We start from the raw sequence: 19,113 nt of genomic DNA on the forward strand, positions 1-19,113 counted from the left end.
GACCTGCGCACGCCGCGCTAATGCGCCAGATAGAAGATCAGATGCATTCCCGGTGCCTGCTCAATTTGCAGTGAGGTAAAGGTATATGTCTGCATCCTGCCTTCGACATCAATCAGGGTTTTATTGCCCGCGCCAATTTTCCCCACATCATGGTCATTCCACAGCGTGCGAAACCCGGCGCTGCGCGCCAGCAAATCTTCGATCACCACCTCGAATTCCTGCGCCTGATTGCTGGCGGCATAACCGGCGCGAAACGCCGACAGCGTATGGCGCGCCGCCTCTTCCCAGCCATGAATGCGCTGCTGGTAGGCTTCACTGATGAACATCAGCTTGAGCGAGTTGCGATCCGCCGGTGGCAGGGCCGCCCAGTCGACAATCAGCGACTGCGCTGCCGGATTCCAGTAGACAATATCCATGTTGGCGCGGCGCACAAATGCCGGATGCGGGTCCAGCGCATCCACCATCGCCCTCACCTCAGGCGGCAATTCATGGCTGAAGGGTTGCGAATGCGCATTACCAAACACCAGCGCTTCAAGATACTCCTGCTCGGTGACCGAGAGTTGTAGCACTTTGCCGATGCGCTGCAGCGCGGCGGGCGAAATACTGATGTCGCGACCCTGCTCGAGCCAGGTGTACCAGCTGACGCTGACCGCCGCCAGCTGTGCCACTTCTTCGCGCCGCAGTCCGCTGACGCGTCGGTTTTGCCGGCTGAAGCCATAGATCTGCGGATCAATACGCGCGCGATGGCGGGTAAGGAAGTTTTTCACATCTTCACCACGCGATTTTACGGCCTGGGTATGACCTGTAGTCATAGGATAAACCACCCCATTTTTAACTGACTGATTGACATTTACTATCACCGGACAGAGTAAGGTATCTCAGCGGAGTAAAGCAAAGTATGTCAGCAGATTCAGTTTCCGCCGGACGGCAAGCAGTCCGGCACCCCCGAGTGAGCCTGATCACCATGCTCACCGGCATGGTGACCCTGATTGTGGTAATGGGTATCGGCCGCTTTTCACTCACGCCGCAGATCCCGCTGATGATCGCCAACGGTCACCTGACGCTATCCAGCGCTGGCGTGCTGGCGGCGATGAATTACATCGGCTACCTGCTGGGCGCACTGCACGTGAGCCGGATCACCGCCCATCACGCGCGCTACCTGAAGGCCGGTTTGCTGGCCACCGCGCTGGTGACTCTGCTCTCCGGCTTTAGTCATGCCTGGGTGCTGCAGTGCCTGTTCCGTATGGTGGCGGGTATCGGTGGTGCCTGGGCCCTGATTATCGTCACCTCCTGGACGCAGATGGTGCTGGCACAGCAGCAGGCCCCGCGCATGTCCGCCGCGGTATTTGCCGGCCCGGGAGCCGGCATCACCCTGAGCGGCGTGCTGGCGTGGCTTATCACCCGGTTAGACCTGAATGACGATCGTGCCTGGCAACTCTACGGCGTGGTAGCGCTGGCTGGCGTGCTGCTGGTGTGGCGCGCGCTGCCCGCGTCGCTCCCAGCCCGGCAGCGGGAAAGTGCGTCGGCGGCTCCGGGTCACGAGGTGAAACGGCTATGGCTGGCCTATACGCTGGCCGGTTTCGGCTACATTTTGCCCGCGACGTTTCTGTCACAAATGGCGCATAGCCTGTTTGCTCAGGGTCAGCTGGCAGCGCTTTTCTGGCCGCTGTTTGGACTTTGCGCAGTGGCTGGTGTGGTGCTAATTATGCTGTTTTCAGCGCGCCTGAATACGCGCCTCAGCCTGGCGTGGATTATGATCCTGCAGGGGCTGGGCGTGGCCAGCGGCGTGCTCATCCCGGGCGTGAACGGGCTGCTGATCTCAACGGTGATGGTCGGGCTGGGGTTTCTTTCGATTATGCAGCTGTCGATGCAGCTGGCGCGCGCCGTCTCCAATATCAGCGTGGCAAAAACCGTGGCGATATTGACGTCAGGCTATGCCACTGGCCAGCTAATCGGGCCGCTGATCTCCGCTGCCAGCGTGCAGATTTTTGCTTCACTGCACCCCGCGCTGCTGCTGGCCGCTGGCGGACTGGTGCTGGGCGGACTGCTGGTGCTCCGCATCCGCCCGCACTGACGCGCTTACTTCAGTGCCATCGCCTGCTTCAGCGTGAAGAACAGGTCGGTCTGATCGGTCAGGCCGACCACATTCGCCGCGTGCGGACCATAGGCCGCGATGCGCAACTGGGTGCCGGTGTGCTCCTGGGAATCCTCTTCCGAGTTACCGTAGCTGATGGTCATCACCGCGCCATCTTTGGTGTTGAGCGCCTGAGTCAGACCCGGCGCTTTGGTACCGTTTTCGACGATCTGGCTGCTGTGCGCGTGATCGGCGGTGACCACCACCAGCGTATCGCCGTGCTCGCGCGCATACGCCAGCGCTACCTGCACCGCCTCATCTAAATCGACGGTTTCACCAATCTGACCGCACGGGTTAGCAGCGTGATCCTGCTTATCAATCGACGCGCCCTCCACCTGCAGGAAGAAGCCGTTGTCGTTGTGGCTGAGCAGGTCGATGGCTTTTTGCGTCATCTGCGCCAGGGTTGACATTGATGCCGGACGATCTTTGTTGACCTCACAGGTCACCACCGGTTTATCCAGATTACCGTGATAGCTGGCTTTCGGCCCCTGCCAGCGCACCGGCATGTTGCCCTCCGAGAACAGCCCCAGCAGTGGCGTCTGTTGATTCGCCTGCTGTACCGCATTCAGCGCGGCGAGATTATCGACCAGCTGGAATCCCCGTACTTCGGCCTGCTCGCGCAGGGTTTTGCCCTGAAAATCACCCGCTTTAGCCCGCTCAGCGAAAGATTTGGCACCGCCGCCCAGCGTGACGTCGGGACGGGTTTGCAGCAGCTGCTCGCTGATCGATCCTTTCCCGCCCTGCTCCAGCGCGTTACCCGGACACAGCTCAGTGGTTTTTTCCGGGCCGTAGCATTTGCGCGAGGTGACGTGCGCCATCAGCGCGGCCGGCGTGGCATCCTGCAGTTCTGCGGTCGAGACGTTGCCGGTGGCTTTACCGGCTGCTTTGGCCAGCTCAAGCAGCGTAACCTGATCTGTGCCGTTGACATCGACACCAATCGCGCCGTTATAGGTTTTCGTGCCGGTGGCCCAGGCGGTGGCCGACGCGGCAGAATCCGTTACGTAGTTTGGCTTATGCGTTTTCTTGTCCAGCGAGTAATGGGTGTACTGGCCGGTGAGCGGCAGCGCATCAATACCGGGAAAGAAGCCGCCGGCCCCCATTGCCTGATTGCGTGCCGCGGTGATTTCGGAATCGCCCATGCCATCGCCAATCAGCAGGATGACATTCTTCGCCGTGCTATTGCTCAATGAGGCTTTCAGCGCCTCGGTCTGGTCGCCGCTCAGGCGACGCGCGCCGCCGTGCTGGGTGATATCGCCGGTGGCGGCGCGTTGATAGCTGGCGATCTCTGCCAGCGCGGACGTGGTGGTGAGTGAAGCCAGCAGAGAGAGCGTGAAAAGAGGTAAGCGTTTCATTTATCAGCATCCTTATCCGTAGATATAACCAAATGTTTCCGACGACAAGTCTGCGACAGTGCGGTGACACTTTTGTGTCAGTTAAGGAATGTTTTGATGACAAAAGCGGCAAAGTGGAGAGGCTTAAGGCAATCTGCGCAGAGGTTAAGCGAATAGAAAAAAAGGAGAAAATAGCCCTTGACCCTTATCGCTGAACTCCCTATAGTAGCGCCCCGTTGACCCAGTGCGGTTAACAAAAAAAATGTGGTGAGGTGTCCGAGTGGCTGAAGGAGCACGCCTGGAAAGTGTGTATACGGCAACGTATCGGGGGTTCGAATCCCCCCCTCACCGCCATCATTCAGAGAAGAGCCTGTACGCAAGTACGGGCTTTTTTCATTTATATTCTCCAGGCGTGGGGGGATGAGAATCCCCGATTGGAGGTTCGACAACTGGCGCATGCCAGTTGGACAGCGGAGCATGCGACGCTGCCCGCAGGGTGAGCGAAGTGACAAAACGGCAGGATAGCCGTTTTGCATGGCTGCAAGCCACCCGGAGGGCGAGGCACAGGAATGTGCCGAGTGACATCAATCCCCCCCTCACCGCCATCATTCAGAGAAGAGCCTGTACGCAAGTACGGGCTTTTTTCATTTATATTCTCCAGACGTGGGGGGGATGAGAATCCCCGATGGGGGGTTCGACAACTGGCGCATGCCAGTTGGACAGCGGAGCCTGCGACGCTGCCCGCAGGGTGAGCGAAGCGACAAAACGGCAGGATAGCCGTTTTGCATGGCTGCAAGCCACCCAAAGGGCGAGGCACAGGAATGTGCTGAGTGACATCAATCCCCCCCTCACTGCCATCATTCATATAAAAGTGCCCGGTTAACAGCCGGGCATTTTTATTTGTCTGTTCTCCGAACGCTTTTGTGCCACAGGACGCATAATCGAAAGATCCCCTTTCGCTGCAATATCGCGTGGGCAGCGGACCGTGTACTCTTACCGGAAATTCTGCAGGGTATCCTTTTCATCCACTGATGATGTCGCTGAATTAAGAGGGAATGCACTATGACCAGACTGAAAAAGCACCAGCCATGTTCCGGCCATTCTTTTCGCTGCTTAATGAGACGGACGAACCATTGCCTGACGGGAGAGCGTTAACATGGCCGTTCAGTCAAACGTATCCCATATTCTTACCGAACTCGCGCACAACGCCCGGCAGATAGACGAGAGCCAGGCGCAGGCATTGATTGCACAAATTCGCAGCGCGAAACACATTTTCCTGCAGGGCGCCGGGCGCAGCGGCATTGCTATCCGCGCGTTCGCTAACCGTCTGTTGCATCTGGGTTTCTCTGTCAGCATGGTGGGTGAAATCTCGTCACCCCACTCCAGACCTGGCGATTTGTTGATTATTGGTTCTGGCAGTGGCGAAACCGCGAGCCTGAAAGCGCTGGCGCTGAACGCCGTTGAGCGCGGTGTCGATGTGGCGCTGATTACCCTGAAAGCAGATTCAGGCATCGGCAGACTGGCCAAATGCGTGTTGGTGTTACCCGGCAACGTTAAAACCGATAACGCACGCAGCGCCGGACGATTCTCGCAGCCAATGGGCTCGGCCTTTGAGCAGCTTTGCTTCATCACCTGTGACGCCATGGTGCTTGAAATCATGCATCAGTGCGGTGAAACCAGCGAGAGCATGTTCAGCCGCCATGCGGACTTCGAATAACAGCATAACGTGTTTCCCGAACGTCGCTGATTTATACGCGGCAAATCTGACACCGAAACCCTGTGTGGTGATACGGTATCGCCGCTGACACGGGTGTGCAGGTTAGATAATTTATTCTGTTTATATTTAAGCGTAATTGATTTCCCTGGTGTCGGACTCAGTTATTGATGTGGATAAGGCCACGCATGATCGAGGCCGGTTGATGACAGGATGCCCGTGACGGCCAGCCAGGCGATCACCAGCGCGAAGACAATAATTGCTGTAATTTCAATTGATTTAATCCAATGACGCTTAGCCATAAATACCCCTTCTCAGTTCAGGTGTTTGTACGCGCTTCTCTGAAGATAAGATGTTACCGGTAAAGCGCAAGCGTTGATCACATCATGAAACATAAAGCACAGCTTATTGATTATTTGCGGCGCGAAAATTTGGCATAGCCGTTTGCCCGTCTGCTGGCGTCCTGGTGCATCCGGGTTTTTCGTGGGATGAGTGATGTGATCATTCAGACGCTGCGTGCACCGGGCTAAGCGCATCCGTTGCCGCTAACCCATTTTTGTGACGCACAATATCCGCCATGATTGCCAGCGCGATCTCCGCCGGGGTTTTGCTGCCGATATCCAGCCCAACCGGTGCGTGAATGCGCTGCAACTGCGCCGGCGTCAGCTCCGCAATCGCGCTCAGGCGCGCTTTGCGTTTTGCGCTGTTGCGCTGCGAGCCCATCGCACCGAGATAAAATGCCGGCAGATTGACCGCTTCCATCATGGTGAGATCGTCAATACGCGCATCATGGGTCAGCGAGAGGATCGCCGTGGCGGCATGGCAGCCCTCGCGTTCCAGATACACCGCCGGAAACTGCTGCACCAGTTTGACGTCCGGCGCCAGTTCGGCCGCCATATTGCTCAGCACCTCTTCACGGTGTTCACAGACGATGGTTTCGAATCCCAGCGCCAGCGCGAAGTTGGCACAGTACACGGCGACGCTGGAGAGTCCGGCAAGGATCAGGCGCGGCGCGGCACTCAGGGTCAGAACGATTTCACCATCAGTGACCTGGGTGCGGGTGCGACGGGTATAGGGCGCCGGTTCGAGCGCGTGACACGGCTGCGGCAGCGTCAGGCGTTTGGTGATAGCACGCGCGCCGGTCAGCGCATCCTCCAGCTGCTGTAAATAGCGCAGCGTGGCGGCACCGGCAGGCAACCGTTCGACCAGAATATCCAGTACGCCGCCGCACGGCAGCGCGCGATCAGGCGTGTCGCCCCCCTCACCGTAGCGCACCAGTTGACTGGCGGCAGAGAACGCCTGCTGCTGAACGCGGGTGATAAAATTCTCCTCGACGCAGCCGCCGGAAAGGGAACCGCTGTAGCGCCCATCGACGCGAATCACCATCATCGCGCCAGGCGGGCGCGGCGATGAGCCGTACGTACTGAGCACGGTACACAGCCACACCGGCTGCGCTTCCGCCCACTGCTGCGCCATCCTTACCACCTGCACATCAAGAGAGTGCATGACTTTCTCCGCTCATCGTTTCCGCCCTTTTCGTCCCGTAATCATAGCAATGAAAAACCCGGCCGCAGCCGGGTTGAGGTTAGCTATTTTTACAAGGTTAACTGTAAGCATGCAGCGTGCGCTGGCACAGTGCCGAGCGAACGCAGTCCTCTTTACCGAAACGCACCACGCCAATCATCTCATCCTCTTCGAAGCGCGCCAGCGCATCGGCAAGGCCAGATTTGACGCTGGCGGGCAGGTCGCACTGGGTGACATCACCGTTGACAATCACGGTGACGTTTTCGCCCAGGCGGGTCAGGAACATCTTCATCTGCGCAGCGGTGACGTTTTGCGCCTCATCCAGAATCACCACCGCATTCTCAAAGGTACGTCCGCGCATATAAGCGAAGGGCGCGATCTCTACCTTGGCGATTTCGGGTCGCAGGCAGTACTGCATAAAGGAAGCGCCGAGACGTTTAACCAGAACGTCGTAAACCGGTCGGAAATAGGGGGCAAATTTCTCGGAGATGTCTCCTGGCAGGAAACCGAGATCTTCATCCGCCTGTAAAACCGGGCGCGTCACAATGATCCTTTCGATGTCCTTATTGATCAGGGCCTCGGCTGCTTTCGCAGCGCTGATCCAGGTTTTACCGCAGCCGGCTTCACCGGTCGCGAATATCAGCTGTTTCGTTTCTATGGCGTTAAGATAGTGCGCCTGAGCATCGTTTCTGGCCTCAATTGGTGACCGGTCACGCACATCGCGCGCCATGCCAATTGCATCCAGCCCACCCATCTGCACCAGCGAAGTGACCGATTCTTCTTCACGCTGACGATGACTGCGAGAGTCACTGCGAAGCACTCGGCGGGCTTCACGACGCGCTTTGATCACTGCTTTCTGTCTTCCCATAGTGGCACCTTACAGTTGGTTTCATTTATCGCGGCGGATCACCCGCGGCGATGATTTGAACGCTTTAGAGGTTTTGTTGGCTTCCTTGTAAGCCGTATCGAGCCAGTGAGAAAAGTGTGCAACAACGCCGAAACGCTGCCGCGCACCGGTAAACATCGGAAAAGAATTCGAAGGCGATAAAAGAAAAGTGAAGAGGATTCTCACGCGGGAGGCAATCTTCCGCAGCGTACTGCGCTAGCTGAAGTGTATTTAACTGTCCGTATAAGGACCGGGCCATGCGCGAACTCCAGTGGACTTAGCCACACAACTGACGACGCTATGACTAAAGTTCATCATATTTCCGCCGATTTGCAACACTATTTTTACTTTACGGCAAAGAAAACCCGCGTGGTGCAGCCTTAGTCCGGTGCGCTTAAATTAAATTACTAATAATATTCAGTGAGATAGGTAATTCAGCACTTAACAAACTGTTTCAGAAAATTCGGACATCACAGCGAGACAGGAGAAATTTAAGGCGGGCTTAACAGCAGCGCCTGGCACCGCGAACGGCGGACAAGCGCTGTACATTAATTAATCAGGCTTCGAGCAACGGCTGCCCCAGATAATGATTTTTGTCCGCCACGCCGGGCAAAACAAAAAAGTATCCGCCGCCGATGGGACGAATATATTCTTCCAGCGCTTCGCCGTTCAGCCGTTTCTGCACGGTAATAAAGCCTTTGCTTAAATCGTGCTGATAACAGACGAACAGCAGCCCCATATCCAGCTGCCCTGCCCCGGTAATGCCCGAGGAATAGCTGTAGCCGCGCCGCAGCATCAGGCTGCTGTCGGTTTGCGGCGTGCGCGGATTGGCGAGCCGGATATGCGCATCCAGCGCGATGATCTCGCCGTCCGGATCGCGGGCGTAATCCGGCACGTCGTGCTCGTGCTGCATCCCCAGCGGCGCGCCGGACAACTTCTCACGACCAAAAATGGTTTGCTGCTCGCCCAGCGGCGTGCGGTCCCACATTTCAACGTGAAAACGGATGATGCGTACCGCCTGATAGCTGCCGCCGTGTGTCCACGCCGGTTCCTGCTGTTCTGGTGTCACCCACAGCAGCTGGTCCATCAACTGCGCATTATGCGTATCCGGATTGGCGGTGCCATCCTTGAAACCCAGCAGATTGATCGGCGTTTCGCGCCCTTTGCTGCGTGCAGCGTGATCGGCGATAAAGCCGTCGCGCCGCCAGCGCACCGCCAGCAGATCCGGCGTGTGCTTGATGATATCGCGCAGCGCGTGAATCACCGTATCCTGGGTATTGGCGCAGATCTGAATCAGCAGGTCGCCATGACACTGTGCGGCGTCGAGCGAATCGTTGGGAAAGCGTGTCATCGTCTGCAGCTGGCTGGGCTTATGCGCGGCCAGCCCGAAGCGCTCGTCGAACAGTGAATGCCCCACCGACAGCGTCAGGGTCAGGTTATCGGGCGCAATGTCCGCACCCAGGATGCCGGAGTCGAGCGGCGGCAGCTGCGGATTGGGCACCGCCGGCGCCGGTCCGCCTTGGGTGAGAAAGGCAAAGCGCTGCGTCAGCAGCCGCAGCAGGCGTTCCAGTTCGGCTTTATCACTGGCCAGCACATCAAACGCCACCAGCATCATAGATGCCTGCTGCGGCGTCAGAATGCCGGCCTGATGAGCGCCATAAAACGGTTGCGCCTGCTGGCGCGCGTCGGGTGCAACCGTGCCGGGTGAGAAACTCTCTGCCGCGCTGGCGGCATGGAACGGACAGCCGCCGCCCAGTGCCGCCGCGCCACCCAGCATGCCCAATCCCTGTAACAGACGACGACGCGACGGTTGCGCCGCGTCATTTTTTTTACTCATGATTAATCAAGACCTAAAGTGCCGCGCAACAGGGAGAGATCTTCCGCCAGCGTGGTGATGGGCCCTTTCAGCGCATTACGGTCGCTGGTGGTCAGCTTTTCATAGGAGGCAAAACCGTCTTTGGTGCGGTATTTGCTGAGAATGCCATCCACCTTCTTAAAGTTCGCGTCCACTTTCGCCAGCAGCTGCGGATTGGCTTTTTGCAGCAGAGGACGCAGCAGATCAACGATTTTCTGTGCGCCGTCGATGTTGGCCTGAAAATCGGACAGATCGGTACGGCTGTAACGATCTTCCTCACCGGAGATTTTGCTGGACGCTACCTCTTCAATCAGGCCTGCCGCGCCACCGACCACTTTCGCTGGCGGGAAGGCCAGCTCGCTGACGCGGGTTTGCAGATCCTGCACATCCTTATACAGCTGGTCAGCGAACGCGTCCGCGCCTTTGGTGGTGTTGTCGGCGAACAGCAGTTTTTCCAGCCGGTGGAAGCCGGTAAATTTCGGATCTTCCGCTTTTTTCTCGAAGTCATCTTCACGCGCGTCAATACTGCCGTCGAGATCAGAGAACAGTTCGGCAATCGGCTCGATGCGCTCATAGTGCACACGCGTCGGCGCATACAGCGCTTTGGCTTTTTCCACGTCACCGGCTTTTACCGCGTCGGTAAAGGCTTTGGTGCCGGCCACCAGCGCGCTCACTTCTGCCATCACGTAGACTTTGTAATCAGCAATCGGCCCGACCAGCTGCAGCACATCTGGCTTGCCGCTGCTGGCGGTTTGGCTGTCACCGCTGACCACCAGCTTGCCTTTCGGATTGGTGAGCAGACCGCAGGTCATGTCATATTCACCCGCTTCCAGGTTGGCGGTGAGCTTCTGGCTGAAGCCGGGCGCGATGTTTTCGCGCTCTTCCACCACCATCACGCCTTTGAGGATTTCCCACTCCAGCGCTTTCTGGCTGTTGTTTTTGATGATGAACTGGGTTTTACCGGCCTGCACGTTGAGCGACATCGGCTCGCACTGCTTGTCAGTGACCGTCACCGTGACCTGCGGTACGGCAGCGGCAGAAGCGGCACCGGACAGCGCCAGCATGGAGAGCAACAGCGCCTTACGGCGGAAGCGAATCGTCATAGTCATATCCCTGTTACATGAAGGTACAGGCGCACGCGCGCCTGCGAAAATTTAGCGCACCGACCGTGCGGCGCTGGGTGCCGGACGCGCCGGGAAGAAAAACAGCAGCAGCGCCGGGATCAGGTAAATCAGCCATACCGCGACTTCGCTGACGCTCGGCGCTTCCTGATAACCCAGAATGCCTTCCAGCAGCGTGCCGAAGATCGAATGGGTAGAGAGCGTGTTGCTGAAGTCAAACGCGGTGGCCTGGAAGTGGTTCCACAGTCCCGCCTCGTGGAAGGCGCGGATCGCCCCCGCTGCCAGTCCGGCCGCCACCAGCAGGATGAACAGGCTGGTCCAGCGGAAGAAGTGCGCCATGTTAAGACGCACGCCGCCGTAGTAAATCAGCATGCCCAGCACGATGGCGGTCGCCAGACCCAGCACCGCGCCAATCGGCGGCGCATAACCGACATCCTGGGTGAAGGCCGCCAGCAGAAAGAACACCGACTCCAGCCCTTCCCGCGCCACGGCGAGAAACACCATCAGCACCAGCGGCAACCCGCTGCCGCCCGGCTTCTGCAGCGCCTGATCGACGGATTTTTCCAGCGTAGCTTTGATATTGCGCGACACCTTGCGCATCCAGAACACCATTGAGGTGAGGATCACCACGGCAATTACCGCCACGATGCCCTCAAACAGTTCCTGCTGTTTCTGCGGGAACTCACCGGTGGTTTCGTTGATGAAAATACCGAGCGCGAGGCACAGCGCCGCAGCGATAAACACGCCGGCCCACATCGCGGGGAACCACTGGCTGCGCTGGGTGCGTTTGAGATAGCTGGCAATCAGGCTGACGATGAGCGCTGCCTCAAGACCTTCGCGCAGCATAATGAGAAAAGGGACGAACATCACCAACCTCTTGAATGTTAAGGAGGGTAAACCTTAGGTAAAAATACGTAAAGTGCGAACGATATCGATTATCATTATCGCGGATGAAAATACAAGTCACCGCGCGAAATTAATTTTGCTTTTGCGGGTCAGGTAGCGATGCGGAAAAGTCAGGGCGGAGTGACAGATTAGGCGATAAAGCGCGCAGAGAACATGACACTAACAGTGCGGGGAGCACGGCACTCGCGCTCCCCGCTTTACTCAGGCCAACACCGTTATTTGGTGTTGTATTCCGCTTCGGCAGCAATAAAACGCTGCTGCGCTTCAGCCGACGGTTCGCGACCGGCCAGGCTCACCACGACAATCGCGATGCTGGCGAACAGGAAGCCCGGGATGATTTCATACAGATTGAGCCAGGCGTACTGCTTCCAGATCAGCACCGTGGCGGCACCGATAATCATGCCGGCCAGCGCGCCGTTGCGCGTCATGCGCTTCCAGCACACGCCGAACAGCACCACCGGACCGAATGCAGCACCAAAGCCTGCCCAGGCGTAGCTCACCAGGCCGAGCACGCGGTTCTCCGGGTTGGAGGCCAGCGCAATCGACACCAGCGCAATCACCAGCACCATCAAACGGCCAACCCACACCAGCTCTTTCTGGCTGGCATTTTTACGCAGGAAACCTTTATACAGGTCTTCGGTCAGCGCGCTCGAGCACACCAGCAGCTGACAGCTCAGGGTCGACATCACCGCCGCCAGAATGGCCGACAGCAGAATACCGGCGATCCACGGGTTGAACAGAATGCGCGCCAGCTCGATAAACACGCGCTCGCCGTTTTCGCTCACGCCCGCCGCCTGATCCGGATGGTTCTGGAAATAGGCGATGCCGAAGAAGCCCACCGCGACGGCACCGGCCAGGCACAGGATCATCCAGGCCATGCCGATGCGGCGTGCGGTACGAATAGAACGGTGCGAGTCTGCCGCCATGAAGCGCGCCAGAATATGCGGCTGGCCGAAGTAGCCAAGGCCCCAGCCGAGCAGTGAAATCACCGCCACGAAGTTCAGGCCCTTCAGCATATCGAGGTTTTCCAGGCTTTTCGCTTCAATCACGGCCAGCGAATCATCCAGGCCACCGACGGCGATAATCACAATCACCGGCGTCAGGATCAGGGCAAAAATCATCAGGCTGGCCTGCACGGTATCGGTCCAGCTCACCGCCAGGAAACCGCCCACCAGCGTATATAGAATGGTTGCTGCCGCGCCAGCCCACAGTGCGGTTTCATAACTCATGCCGAAGGTGCTTTCAAACAGGCGCGCACCCGCCACCACGCCCGAGGCACAGTAAATGGTGAAGAAGATCAGGATGACCAGTGCCGAGATGACGCGCAAAATTTTGCTGTGGTCTTCGAAGCGGCTGGTGAAAAAGTCTGGCAGGGTTAAGGCGTTATTGTGATGCTCGGTCTGCACACGCAGGCGACCCGCAACAATTTTCCAGTTCAGCCACGCGCCAATCGTCAGGCCGATGGCAATCCAGCTCTCAGAGATCCCGAAGAGAAAAATCGCGCCCGGCAGTCCCATCAGCAGCCAGCCGCTCATGTCCGAGGCCCCGGCCGACAGCGCGGTCACCACGCTGCCCAGGCTGCGACCGCCCAGAATATAGTCGTCAAAGTTTTTGGTTGAGCGGTACGCGATAAAACCAATCAACACCATCCCGAGGATGTAAATGATAAATGTCACCAGCATCGGTGTACTTACTGTCATCTGTCTCTCCACTTATTATTTGATCTCTTAAGAGAAATCTTTTTCCTGCGTTACCGGAACGGGATAACGTCAGGGCTTTACCGCATCCAGAGAAAGCGATTTCTCATAAGGCGCGGTATCCTGCCGCAAAGGTGCGACGCGCACAATGCATTTAACACAGCTGTTACCTGGGTTTCACCTGACTTTGCATTTTTCATGCTCACAGGTTGCGCCTGTTCACATTTTAAGTTGCACCTGATGTCAGCCAGGATGCGTCCCGTTGCGGTGGGTTGCAACTCTGGCGAGATTCTTGCAGCAAGTTCTGTGCCGCTTTTGCTGCGTTAACAAAAAAGCCGGTTAAAAACGTGCAACCGAGGTCACATTTAACACGGTTGCACAAAGTTGCAACATGAGTGATAGTGCAGCCCACGCTGAAGTTGATTCACACTTTGAGGACGAGGAAATCATGGGAACCACCACCATGGGGGTGAAGCTGGATGAAGCCACCCGCGATCGCATTAAACTGGCGGCGCAAAAGATTGACCGCACGCCGCACTGGCTGATCAAGCAGGCAATTTTTAACTATCTCGGCCAGCTGGAAGCGGGAGAAACGCTGGCGGAGATCCCGCTGCAGCTGAATGATGCCGCAGACGATGAGCGTGTGCCGGAAGAGAGCTTCCAGCCTTTCCTCGACTTCGCCGAACACATTTTGCCGCAGTCGGTCAGCCGCTCGGCCATCACCGCCGCGTGGCGTCGTCCGGAGACCGATGCGGTGCCGATGCTGCTGGAGCAGGCGCGTCTCCCTGCCCCGCTGGCAGAGAAAACCCACCAGCTGGCATACAGCCTGGCGGACAAGCTACGGCACCAAAAAGGGGCAACCGGACGCGCCGGCATGGTGCAAAGCCTGCTGCAGGAGTTCTCGCTCTCGTCTCAGGAAGGCGTGGCGCTGATGTGTCTGGCGGAAGCGCTGCTGCGTATTCCTGACAAGCCCACCCGCGATGCGCTGATCCGCGATAAAATCAGCAACGGCAACTGGCAGTCCCATCTGGGCCGCAGCCCGTCGATGTTCGTCAACGCCGCCACCTGGGGCCTGCTGTTTACCGGTCGTCTGGTCTCCACGCACAATGAAGCCAACCTGTCTAAATCGCTGAACCGCATCATCGGCAAGAGCGGCGAACCGCTGATCCGCAAAGGCGTGGATATGGCGATGCGCCTGATGGGCGAACAGTTTGTCACCGGCGAAACCATCGCCGAGGCGCTGGCCAACGCGCGCAAGCTGGAAGAGAAAGGCTTCCGCTACTCGTATGACATGCTGGGCGAAGCGGCACTCACCGCCAGCGATGCCAAAGCCTATCTGATCTCCTATCAGCAGGCGATCCACGCCATTGGTAAAGCCTCCAACGGGCGCGGCATTTATGAAGGTCCGGGCATTTCTATCAAGCTGTCGGCGCTGCATCCGCGCTACAGCCGCGCGCAGTATGAGCGGGTGATGGAAGAGCTTTACCCGATCCTGAAATCACTGACGCTGCTGGCGCGCTCGTATGACATCGGCATCAACATCGATGCCGAAGAAGCCGATCGCCTGGAGCTGTCGCTCGATCTGCTGGAAAAACTCTGTTTTGAGCCGGAGCTGGAAGGCTGGAACGGCATCGGTTTCGTGATTCAGGCTTATCAGAAGCGCTGTCCGTTTGTGATTGACGCGCTGGTGGATCTGGCGCAGCGCAGCCGCCGTCGTCTGATGATCCGTCTGGTGAAAGGCGCTTACTGGGATAGTGAAATCAAGCGCGCGCAGATGGAAGGCCTTGAAGGCTATCCGGTTTACACCCGCAAGGTGTACACCGACATCTCCTACCTCGCCTGCGCACGCAAGCTGCTGGCGGTGCCTAACCTGATTTATCCGCAGTTCGCCACCCACAACGCCCACACGCTGGCGGCGATCTACCAGCTGGCGGGCAACAACTACTATCCTGGCCAGTACGAGTTCCAGTGCCTGCACGGCATGGGCGAACCGCTGTACGAGCAGGTAGTGGGCAAAGTGGCCGATGGCAAGCTGAACCGGCCGTGCCGGATTTATGCGCCGGTCGGTACCCACGAAACGCTGCTGGCCTACCTGGTGCGTCGCCTGCTGGAAAACGGCGCCAATACCTCGTTCGTCAACCGCATCGCTGATAACACGCTGCCGATTGACGAGCTGGTGGCCGACCCGGTGGCTGCGGTGGAGAAAATGGGCGTCGCAGAGGGCGCAATTGGCCTGCCGCATCCGAAGATTCCGCTGCCGCGCGATCTGTATGGCGACAAGCGTGTTAACTCTGCCGGTCTGGATCTGGCCAACGAACACCGCCTGGCGTCGCTCTCCAGCGCCCTGCTCTCCAGCGCCAGCCAGCCGTGGCAGGCTCAGCCGATCATTGATGGCGAGCTGGGTAGCGGCAGCAGCCGCGCGGTGATCAACCCGGCCACGCCGGCGGATATCGTCGGTAGCGTGCGGGAAGCCACCCCTGAAGAGGTCTCCTGTGCGCTGGATGCCGCGGTGAATGCCGGACCGATCTGGTTCGCCACGCCGCCGCAGGAGCGCGCCGCGATCCTCGAACGTGCCGCCCAGACGATGGAAGATCAGATGCAGCAGCTGATTGGTTTGCTGGTGCGTGAGGCAGGTAAAACCTACAACAACGCCATCGCCGAAGTGCGTGAAGCGGTCGACTTCCTCTACTACTACGCCGGTATGGTGCGCGACGATTTCGATAACGAAACCCATCGCCCGCTCGGTCCGGTAGTGTGCATCAGCCCGTGGAACTTCCCGCTGGCGATCTTCACCGGCCAGATTGCCGCCGCCCTGGCGGCCGGCAACAGCGTGCTGGCAAAACCCGCCGAGCAGACGCCGCTGATTGCCGCGCAGGCGGTGCAGATCATGCTGGATGCCGGCGTACCGGCCGGCGTGCTGCAACTGCTGCCCGGTCAGGGCGAAACGGTGGGTGCGCAGCTGACCGGCGACGAGCGGGTGCGCGGCGTGATGTTCACCGGCTCAACCGCAGTCGCCACCCTGCTCCAGCGCAACCTGGCTGGCCGCCTCGATCCGCAGGGTCGCCCGACGCCACTGATCGCCGAGACCGGCGGCATGAACGCCATGATCGTCGACTCTTCAGCGCTCACCGAACAGGTGGTGGTGGATATCGTGGCATCCGCGTTTGACAGCGCCGGTCAGCGCTGCTCGGCGCTGCGTCTGCTGTGCATCCAGGACGATGTGGCTGACCACACGCTGAAGATGCTGCGTGGTGCCATGGCCGAATGCCGCATGGGCAATCCGGAGCGTCTGTCGACCGACGTCGGTCCGGTGATCGACGCTGAAGCCAAAGCCAACATCGAGCGTCATATCCAGGCGATGCGCAATAAAGGCTTTACCGTGTATCAGGCGGTGCAGGAGCATCCGCAGGATAGCAAAGAGTGGCACAGCGGCACCTTTATCAAACCGACGCTGATAGAGCTCGATCATGTCAGCGATCTGGATAAAGAGGTGTTCGGTCCGGTGCTGCACGTGGTGCGCTTTGCGCGCAACAACCTGCCGCAGCTGATTGAGCAGATCAACGCCTCGGGCTATGGCCTGACGCTTGGCGTGCATACCCGTATCGATGAAACCATTGCGCAGGTGACGGCCGGGGCGAAAGTCGGCAACCTGTACGTTAACCGTAACATGGTCGGCGCGGTGGTCGGCGTACAGCCGTTCGGCGGCGAAGGCCTGTCGGGCACCGGTCCGAAAGCCGGCGGTCCGCTCTATCTTTACCGCCTGCTGGCCCATCGTCCGGACGGCGCCCTGCGCATCACCTTTGATCGTCAGGATGCCGAACGTCCGGTGGACAGCAGCGTGCGCACCTCGCTGCTGAGCGCGCATCAGGCATTGCAGAGCTGGGCACAGGATAAGCCGGAGCTGCTGGCGCTGTGTCAGCGTTACGATGCGCTGAGCCAGGCCGGGACCGTGCGACTGCTGCCGGGCCCGACCGGTGAGCGCAACACCTTTACGCTGCTGCCGCGCGATCGGGTGCTGTGTATCGCAGATAACCAGCAGGATGCGCTGATTCAGCTGGCGGCGGTCACCAGCGTCGGTAGCCAGGCACTGTGGCAGGATGACGAGCTGCACCGGACGCTGCGCCAGTCGCTGCCGGCCGCGGTGCAGGCGCGCATCACGCTGGCGAAAGATGTGCTGGCGGCGGAGTTTGATGCGGTGATCTATCACGGCGATGCCGATCAACTGCGCAGCCTGTGCGAACAGATTGCCGCCCGCGAAGGCGCGATTGTGTCAGTGCAGGGCTTTGCCCGCGGCGAGACCAATCTGCTACTGGAACGTCTGCTGATTGAGCGCTCGCTGAGCGTCAATACCGCGGCCGCCGGCGGCAACGCCAGCCTGATGACCATTGGTTAAGTAAAGCAGAATCGCCATGGATGGCGTAATGGAGATCGGTGAAGGACACCGCAAGTTGCAACAAGGCCGTAGCGGCGCCATTCATTGTGCGATGAATCGCGCTGCTACGAAACGTGCCCTCGTTTTTGTACCACTTTAAAACTTACCAGCGAACATCACGCCACCGACTTACTGCGTTTCAAACCAATCAGCGTCGGGAACACAAACAGCGACTGCCCCAGCCCGCGGTTGGTCAGCGACCACACCGCCACCGAACACAGCGAACAGATGCCGACAATTGCCAGCGGATAGAAGCACGCCCACAGCAGCGCAAACCACGCCTGCTCAAACAGATGATGGCGCTGCGCAAACAGAATCGCCGACATGCCGAAGAACTCAATAAAAATGCGGTGGATAACGTAGATCTGCAGCGTGTTGCGGCCAATCCAGTTGAAGTAACGCATGCTGAAGTGCGCGTTGAGCCAGCGGCATGCCGCCACGCTCACCAGCACCGCGATGATGCACATGAACAGGCTCTTATCGAGACCAAAAATCACGTGCAGGCCGGACAGCGCGGCCAGCGCGGCCCACGGCAGAAGGTTCTCGCGGCGCAGCTGACTCAGGCGCAACATCAGCGGGCTCCAGAACGCGCCCAGCAGGAAGAACAGGAAATACTGTGCCACGCTCTGCGGTCCCCAGTAGGGAATGATCTTCTCCACCGCCAGATAATTCAGCACCACCGCCGCCACCAGCAGCGCCACTTTGTGCTGACGGAAGATTTTGGCGCACAGGAAGTAGATCGCCAGACCGTACAGGTACCACGAGGTGCTCATCGCCAGGAAGGTCAGCTTAAGGAACTCCAGCAGCGAACCGGCGTAAGCCGCGTTGAGATTCTGCGAGATACGCTGGCCGGTGATTTCAGTCGAAATGCCGACAATCGACCACCACTGAATAAAGCCCCACAGCACGTAGAGATAGAACAGATTGGTAATGCGGCTGGTAAATACCTGTTTCCACGGCCGGTTGAGAATGCCGTTGGTGGCAAGCAGGCCGGAGACGAAGAAAAAGGCGGGCATACGCAGCGGTGATAACACCGTATTAAACTGCACCCATATTTCCGCCGGGATCCAGCCGGCGCTGAGATATTTAACCGTGCCTTCAAAGCCCGGTAATACGGTGTGATACAGCACCACCAGCAATATGCACACCCCTTTCAGGGTATTCACCCATGCAATATCTTCTTTCCTGGCGTTATTCATATTTTTGACTCCTGCTGCGGTGTAGGTCTTAAAGGAGAAGAATGAAGAATCAGGCAGTGAACCCTTTATGGTTATTCAACGATTATTCAACAAGCAGCAGGGACTGACTCTAGCGAAACTCCTAAAACTTTTTCGCTGGTCCTGATATAACAATACTTTACAGTACCAGAGATAAACTGACCGCCCGGATTTTCGCCCGTGAACGACTGTTATTTAAGCATTCATGACATAATTTGACGGTGCGCCGCGCACGTATTGCCGCACGGAAATTAAGAACATTCCGCAGCGGAGTAAACCAGCATTAATTATATCGC

Annotated in this window: 13 protein-coding genes and 1 tRNA gene; 4 read left to right on the forward strand and 10 right to left on the reverse strand. The window is 58.3% G+C overall.

What is annotated here, in order from left to right; all coding sequences use genetic code 11:
- Positions 1-17: 17 nt before the first annotated feature.
- Positions 18-812, reverse strand: coding sequence for a helix-turn-helix transcriptional regulator (locus H7K56_RS22125; protein WP_104093200.1), 795 nt, complete (start codon positions 810-812; stop codon positions 18-20).
- Positions 813-949: 137 nt separating this feature from the next.
- Here H7K56_RS22125 and H7K56_RS22130 point away from each other — a divergent pair, with 137 nt between their 5' ends.
- Positions 950-2,074 carry a YbfB/YjiJ family MFS transporter gene (locus H7K56_RS22130; RefSeq protein WP_233210693.1) on the forward strand — a complete coding sequence of 375 codons (1,125 nt, stop codon included), beginning with the start codon at positions 950-952 and terminating at the stop codon, positions 2,072-2,074.
- A gap of 5 nt (positions 2,075-2,079) precedes the next feature.
- Here the strand turns inward: H7K56_RS22130 and phoA are convergent, their stop codons facing one another.
- The gene (phoA, locus tag H7K56_RS22135) at positions 2,080-3,486 is read right to left on the reverse strand and encodes an alkaline phosphatase (protein WP_150361538.1); all 1,407 of its coding nucleotides are present in this window, start codon (positions 3,484-3,486) and stop codon (positions 2,080-2,082) included.
- 245 nt (positions 3,487-3,731) lie between these two features.
- Here phoA and H7K56_RS22140 point away from each other — a divergent pair.
- Positions 3,732-3,819, forward strand: a tRNA-Ser gene (locus tag H7K56_RS22140).
- An 802-nt stretch (positions 3,820-4,621) separates the two neighbouring features.
- Positions 4,622-5,182, forward strand: a complete 561-nt coding sequence (gene hxlB, locus H7K56_RS22145) for a 6-phospho-3-hexuloisomerase (protein ID WP_150361540.1) — start codon at positions 4,622-4,624, stop codon at positions 5,180-5,182.
- 161 nt (positions 5,183-5,343) lie between these two features.
- On the opposite strand, the gene H7K56_RS22150 is transcribed toward hxlB, so the two are convergent.
- The 7 genes from H7K56_RS22150 to putP all read right to left on the reverse strand — a co-directional run bounded on the left by H7K56_RS22150 (position 5,344) and on the right by putP (position 13,171).
- A complete protein-coding gene (locus tag H7K56_RS22150) occupies positions 5,344-5,481 on the reverse strand; it encodes a hypothetical protein (protein WP_021509915.1) in 138 nt (45 codons plus the stop codon).
- Positions 5,482-5,680: 199 nt separating this feature from the next.
- Positions 5,681-6,685 (reverse strand): XdhC family protein, encoded by a 1,005-nt coding sequence (locus tag H7K56_RS22155; protein WP_170264767.1) that lies wholly within the window; start codon positions 6,683-6,685, stop codon positions 5,681-5,683.
- Positions 6,686-6,782: 97 nt separating this feature from the next.
- Complete coding sequence (gene phoH / locus H7K56_RS22160) at positions 6,783-7,571, reverse strand: phosphate starvation-inducible protein PhoH (RefSeq protein ID WP_150361542.1); 789 nt, start codon at positions 7,569-7,571, stop codon at positions 6,783-6,785.
- A 574-nt stretch (positions 7,572-8,145) separates the two neighbouring features.
- Entirely contained in the window at positions 8,146-9,426 is a 1,281-nt protein-coding gene (gene efeB, locus H7K56_RS22165) for an iron uptake transporter deferrochelatase/peroxidase subunit (protein ID WP_150361543.1), read from the reverse strand.
- A gap of 2 nt (positions 9,427-9,428) precedes the next feature.
- A complete protein-coding gene (gene efeO, locus H7K56_RS22170; protein WP_150361545.1) occupies positions 9,429-10,547 on the reverse strand; it encodes an iron uptake system protein EfeO in 1,119 nt (372 codons plus the stop codon).
- Between the two features lie 51 nt (positions 10,548-10,598).
- Positions 10,599-11,432 (reverse strand): iron uptake transporter permease EfeU, encoded by an 834-nt coding sequence (gene efeU / locus H7K56_RS22175; protein WP_021509909.1) that lies wholly within the window; start codon positions 11,430-11,432, stop codon positions 10,599-10,601.
- Positions 11,433-11,686: 254 nt separating this feature from the next.
- Positions 11,687-13,171, reverse strand: coding sequence for a sodium/proline symporter PutP (gene putP, locus H7K56_RS22180; RefSeq protein ID WP_150361546.1), 1,485 nt, complete (start codon positions 13,169-13,171; stop codon positions 11,687-11,689).
- Between the two features lie 445 nt (positions 13,172-13,616).
- Between putP and putA the strand changes: the two genes are divergently transcribed.
- Positions 13,617-17,561, forward strand: coding sequence for a trifunctional transcriptional regulator/proline dehydrogenase/L-glutamate gamma-semialdehyde dehydrogenase (putA, locus tag H7K56_RS22185; RefSeq protein ID WP_150361560.1), 3,945 nt, complete (start codon positions 13,617-13,619; stop codon positions 17,559-17,561).
- Between the two features lie 155 nt (positions 17,562-17,716).
- Here the strand turns inward: putA and H7K56_RS22190 are convergent, their stop codons facing one another.
- The gene (locus tag H7K56_RS22190; protein WP_058774543.1) at positions 17,717-18,799 is read right to left on the reverse strand and encodes an acyltransferase family protein; all 1,083 of its coding nucleotides are present in this window, start codon (positions 18,797-18,799) and stop codon (positions 17,717-17,719) included.
- Between the last annotated feature and the right edge of the window lie 314 nt (positions 18,800-19,113).

The organism is Pantoea dispersa (genome assembly GCF_014155765.1).
GTDB lineage: Bacteria > Pseudomonadota > Gammaproteobacteria > Enterobacterales > Enterobacteriaceae > Pantoea > Pantoea dispersa.

Coding starts and splice junctions, on each gene's coding strand:
- H7K56_RS22125 (WP_104093200.1), bottom strand. CDS start 812: ATGACTACAGGTCATACCCAGGCCGTAAAATCGCGTGGTGAAGATGTG.
- phoA (WP_150361538.1), bottom strand. CDS start 3,486: ATGAAACGCTTACCTCTTTTCACGCTCTCTCTGCTGGCTTCACTCACC.
- hxlB (WP_150361540.1), top strand. CDS start 4,622: ATGGCCGTTCAGTCAAACGTATCCCATATTCTTACCGAACTCGCGCAC.
- H7K56_RS22150 (WP_021509915.1), bottom strand. CDS start 5,481: ATGGCTAAGCGTCATTGGATTAAATCAATTGAAATTACAGCAATTATT.
- H7K56_RS22155 (WP_170264767.1), bottom strand. CDS start 6,685: ATGCACTCTCTTGATGTGCAGGTGGTAAGGATGGCGCAGCAGTGGGCG.
- phoH (WP_150361542.1), bottom strand. CDS start 7,571: ATGGGAAGACAGAAAGCAGTGATCAAAGCGCGTCGTGAAGCCCGCCGA.
- efeB (WP_150361543.1), bottom strand. CDS start 9,426: ATGAGTAAAAAAAATGACGCGGCGCAACCGTCGCGTCGTCGTCTGTTA.
- efeO (WP_150361545.1), bottom strand. CDS start 10,547: ATGACGATTCGCTTCCGCCGTAAGGCGCTGTTGCTCTCCATGCTGGCG.
- efeU (WP_021509909.1), bottom strand. CDS start 11,432: ATGTTCGTCCCTTTTCTCATTATGCTGCGCGAAGGTCTTGAGGCAGCG.
- putP (WP_150361546.1), bottom strand. CDS start 13,171: ATGACAGTAAGTACACCGATGCTGGTGACATTTATCATTTACATCCTC.
- putA (WP_150361560.1), top strand. CDS start 13,617: ATGGGAACCACCACCATGGGGGTGAAGCTGGATGAAGCCACCCGCGAT.
- H7K56_RS22190 (WP_058774543.1), bottom strand. CDS start 18,799: ATGAATAACGCCAGGAAAGAAGATATTGCATGGGTGAATACCCTGAAA.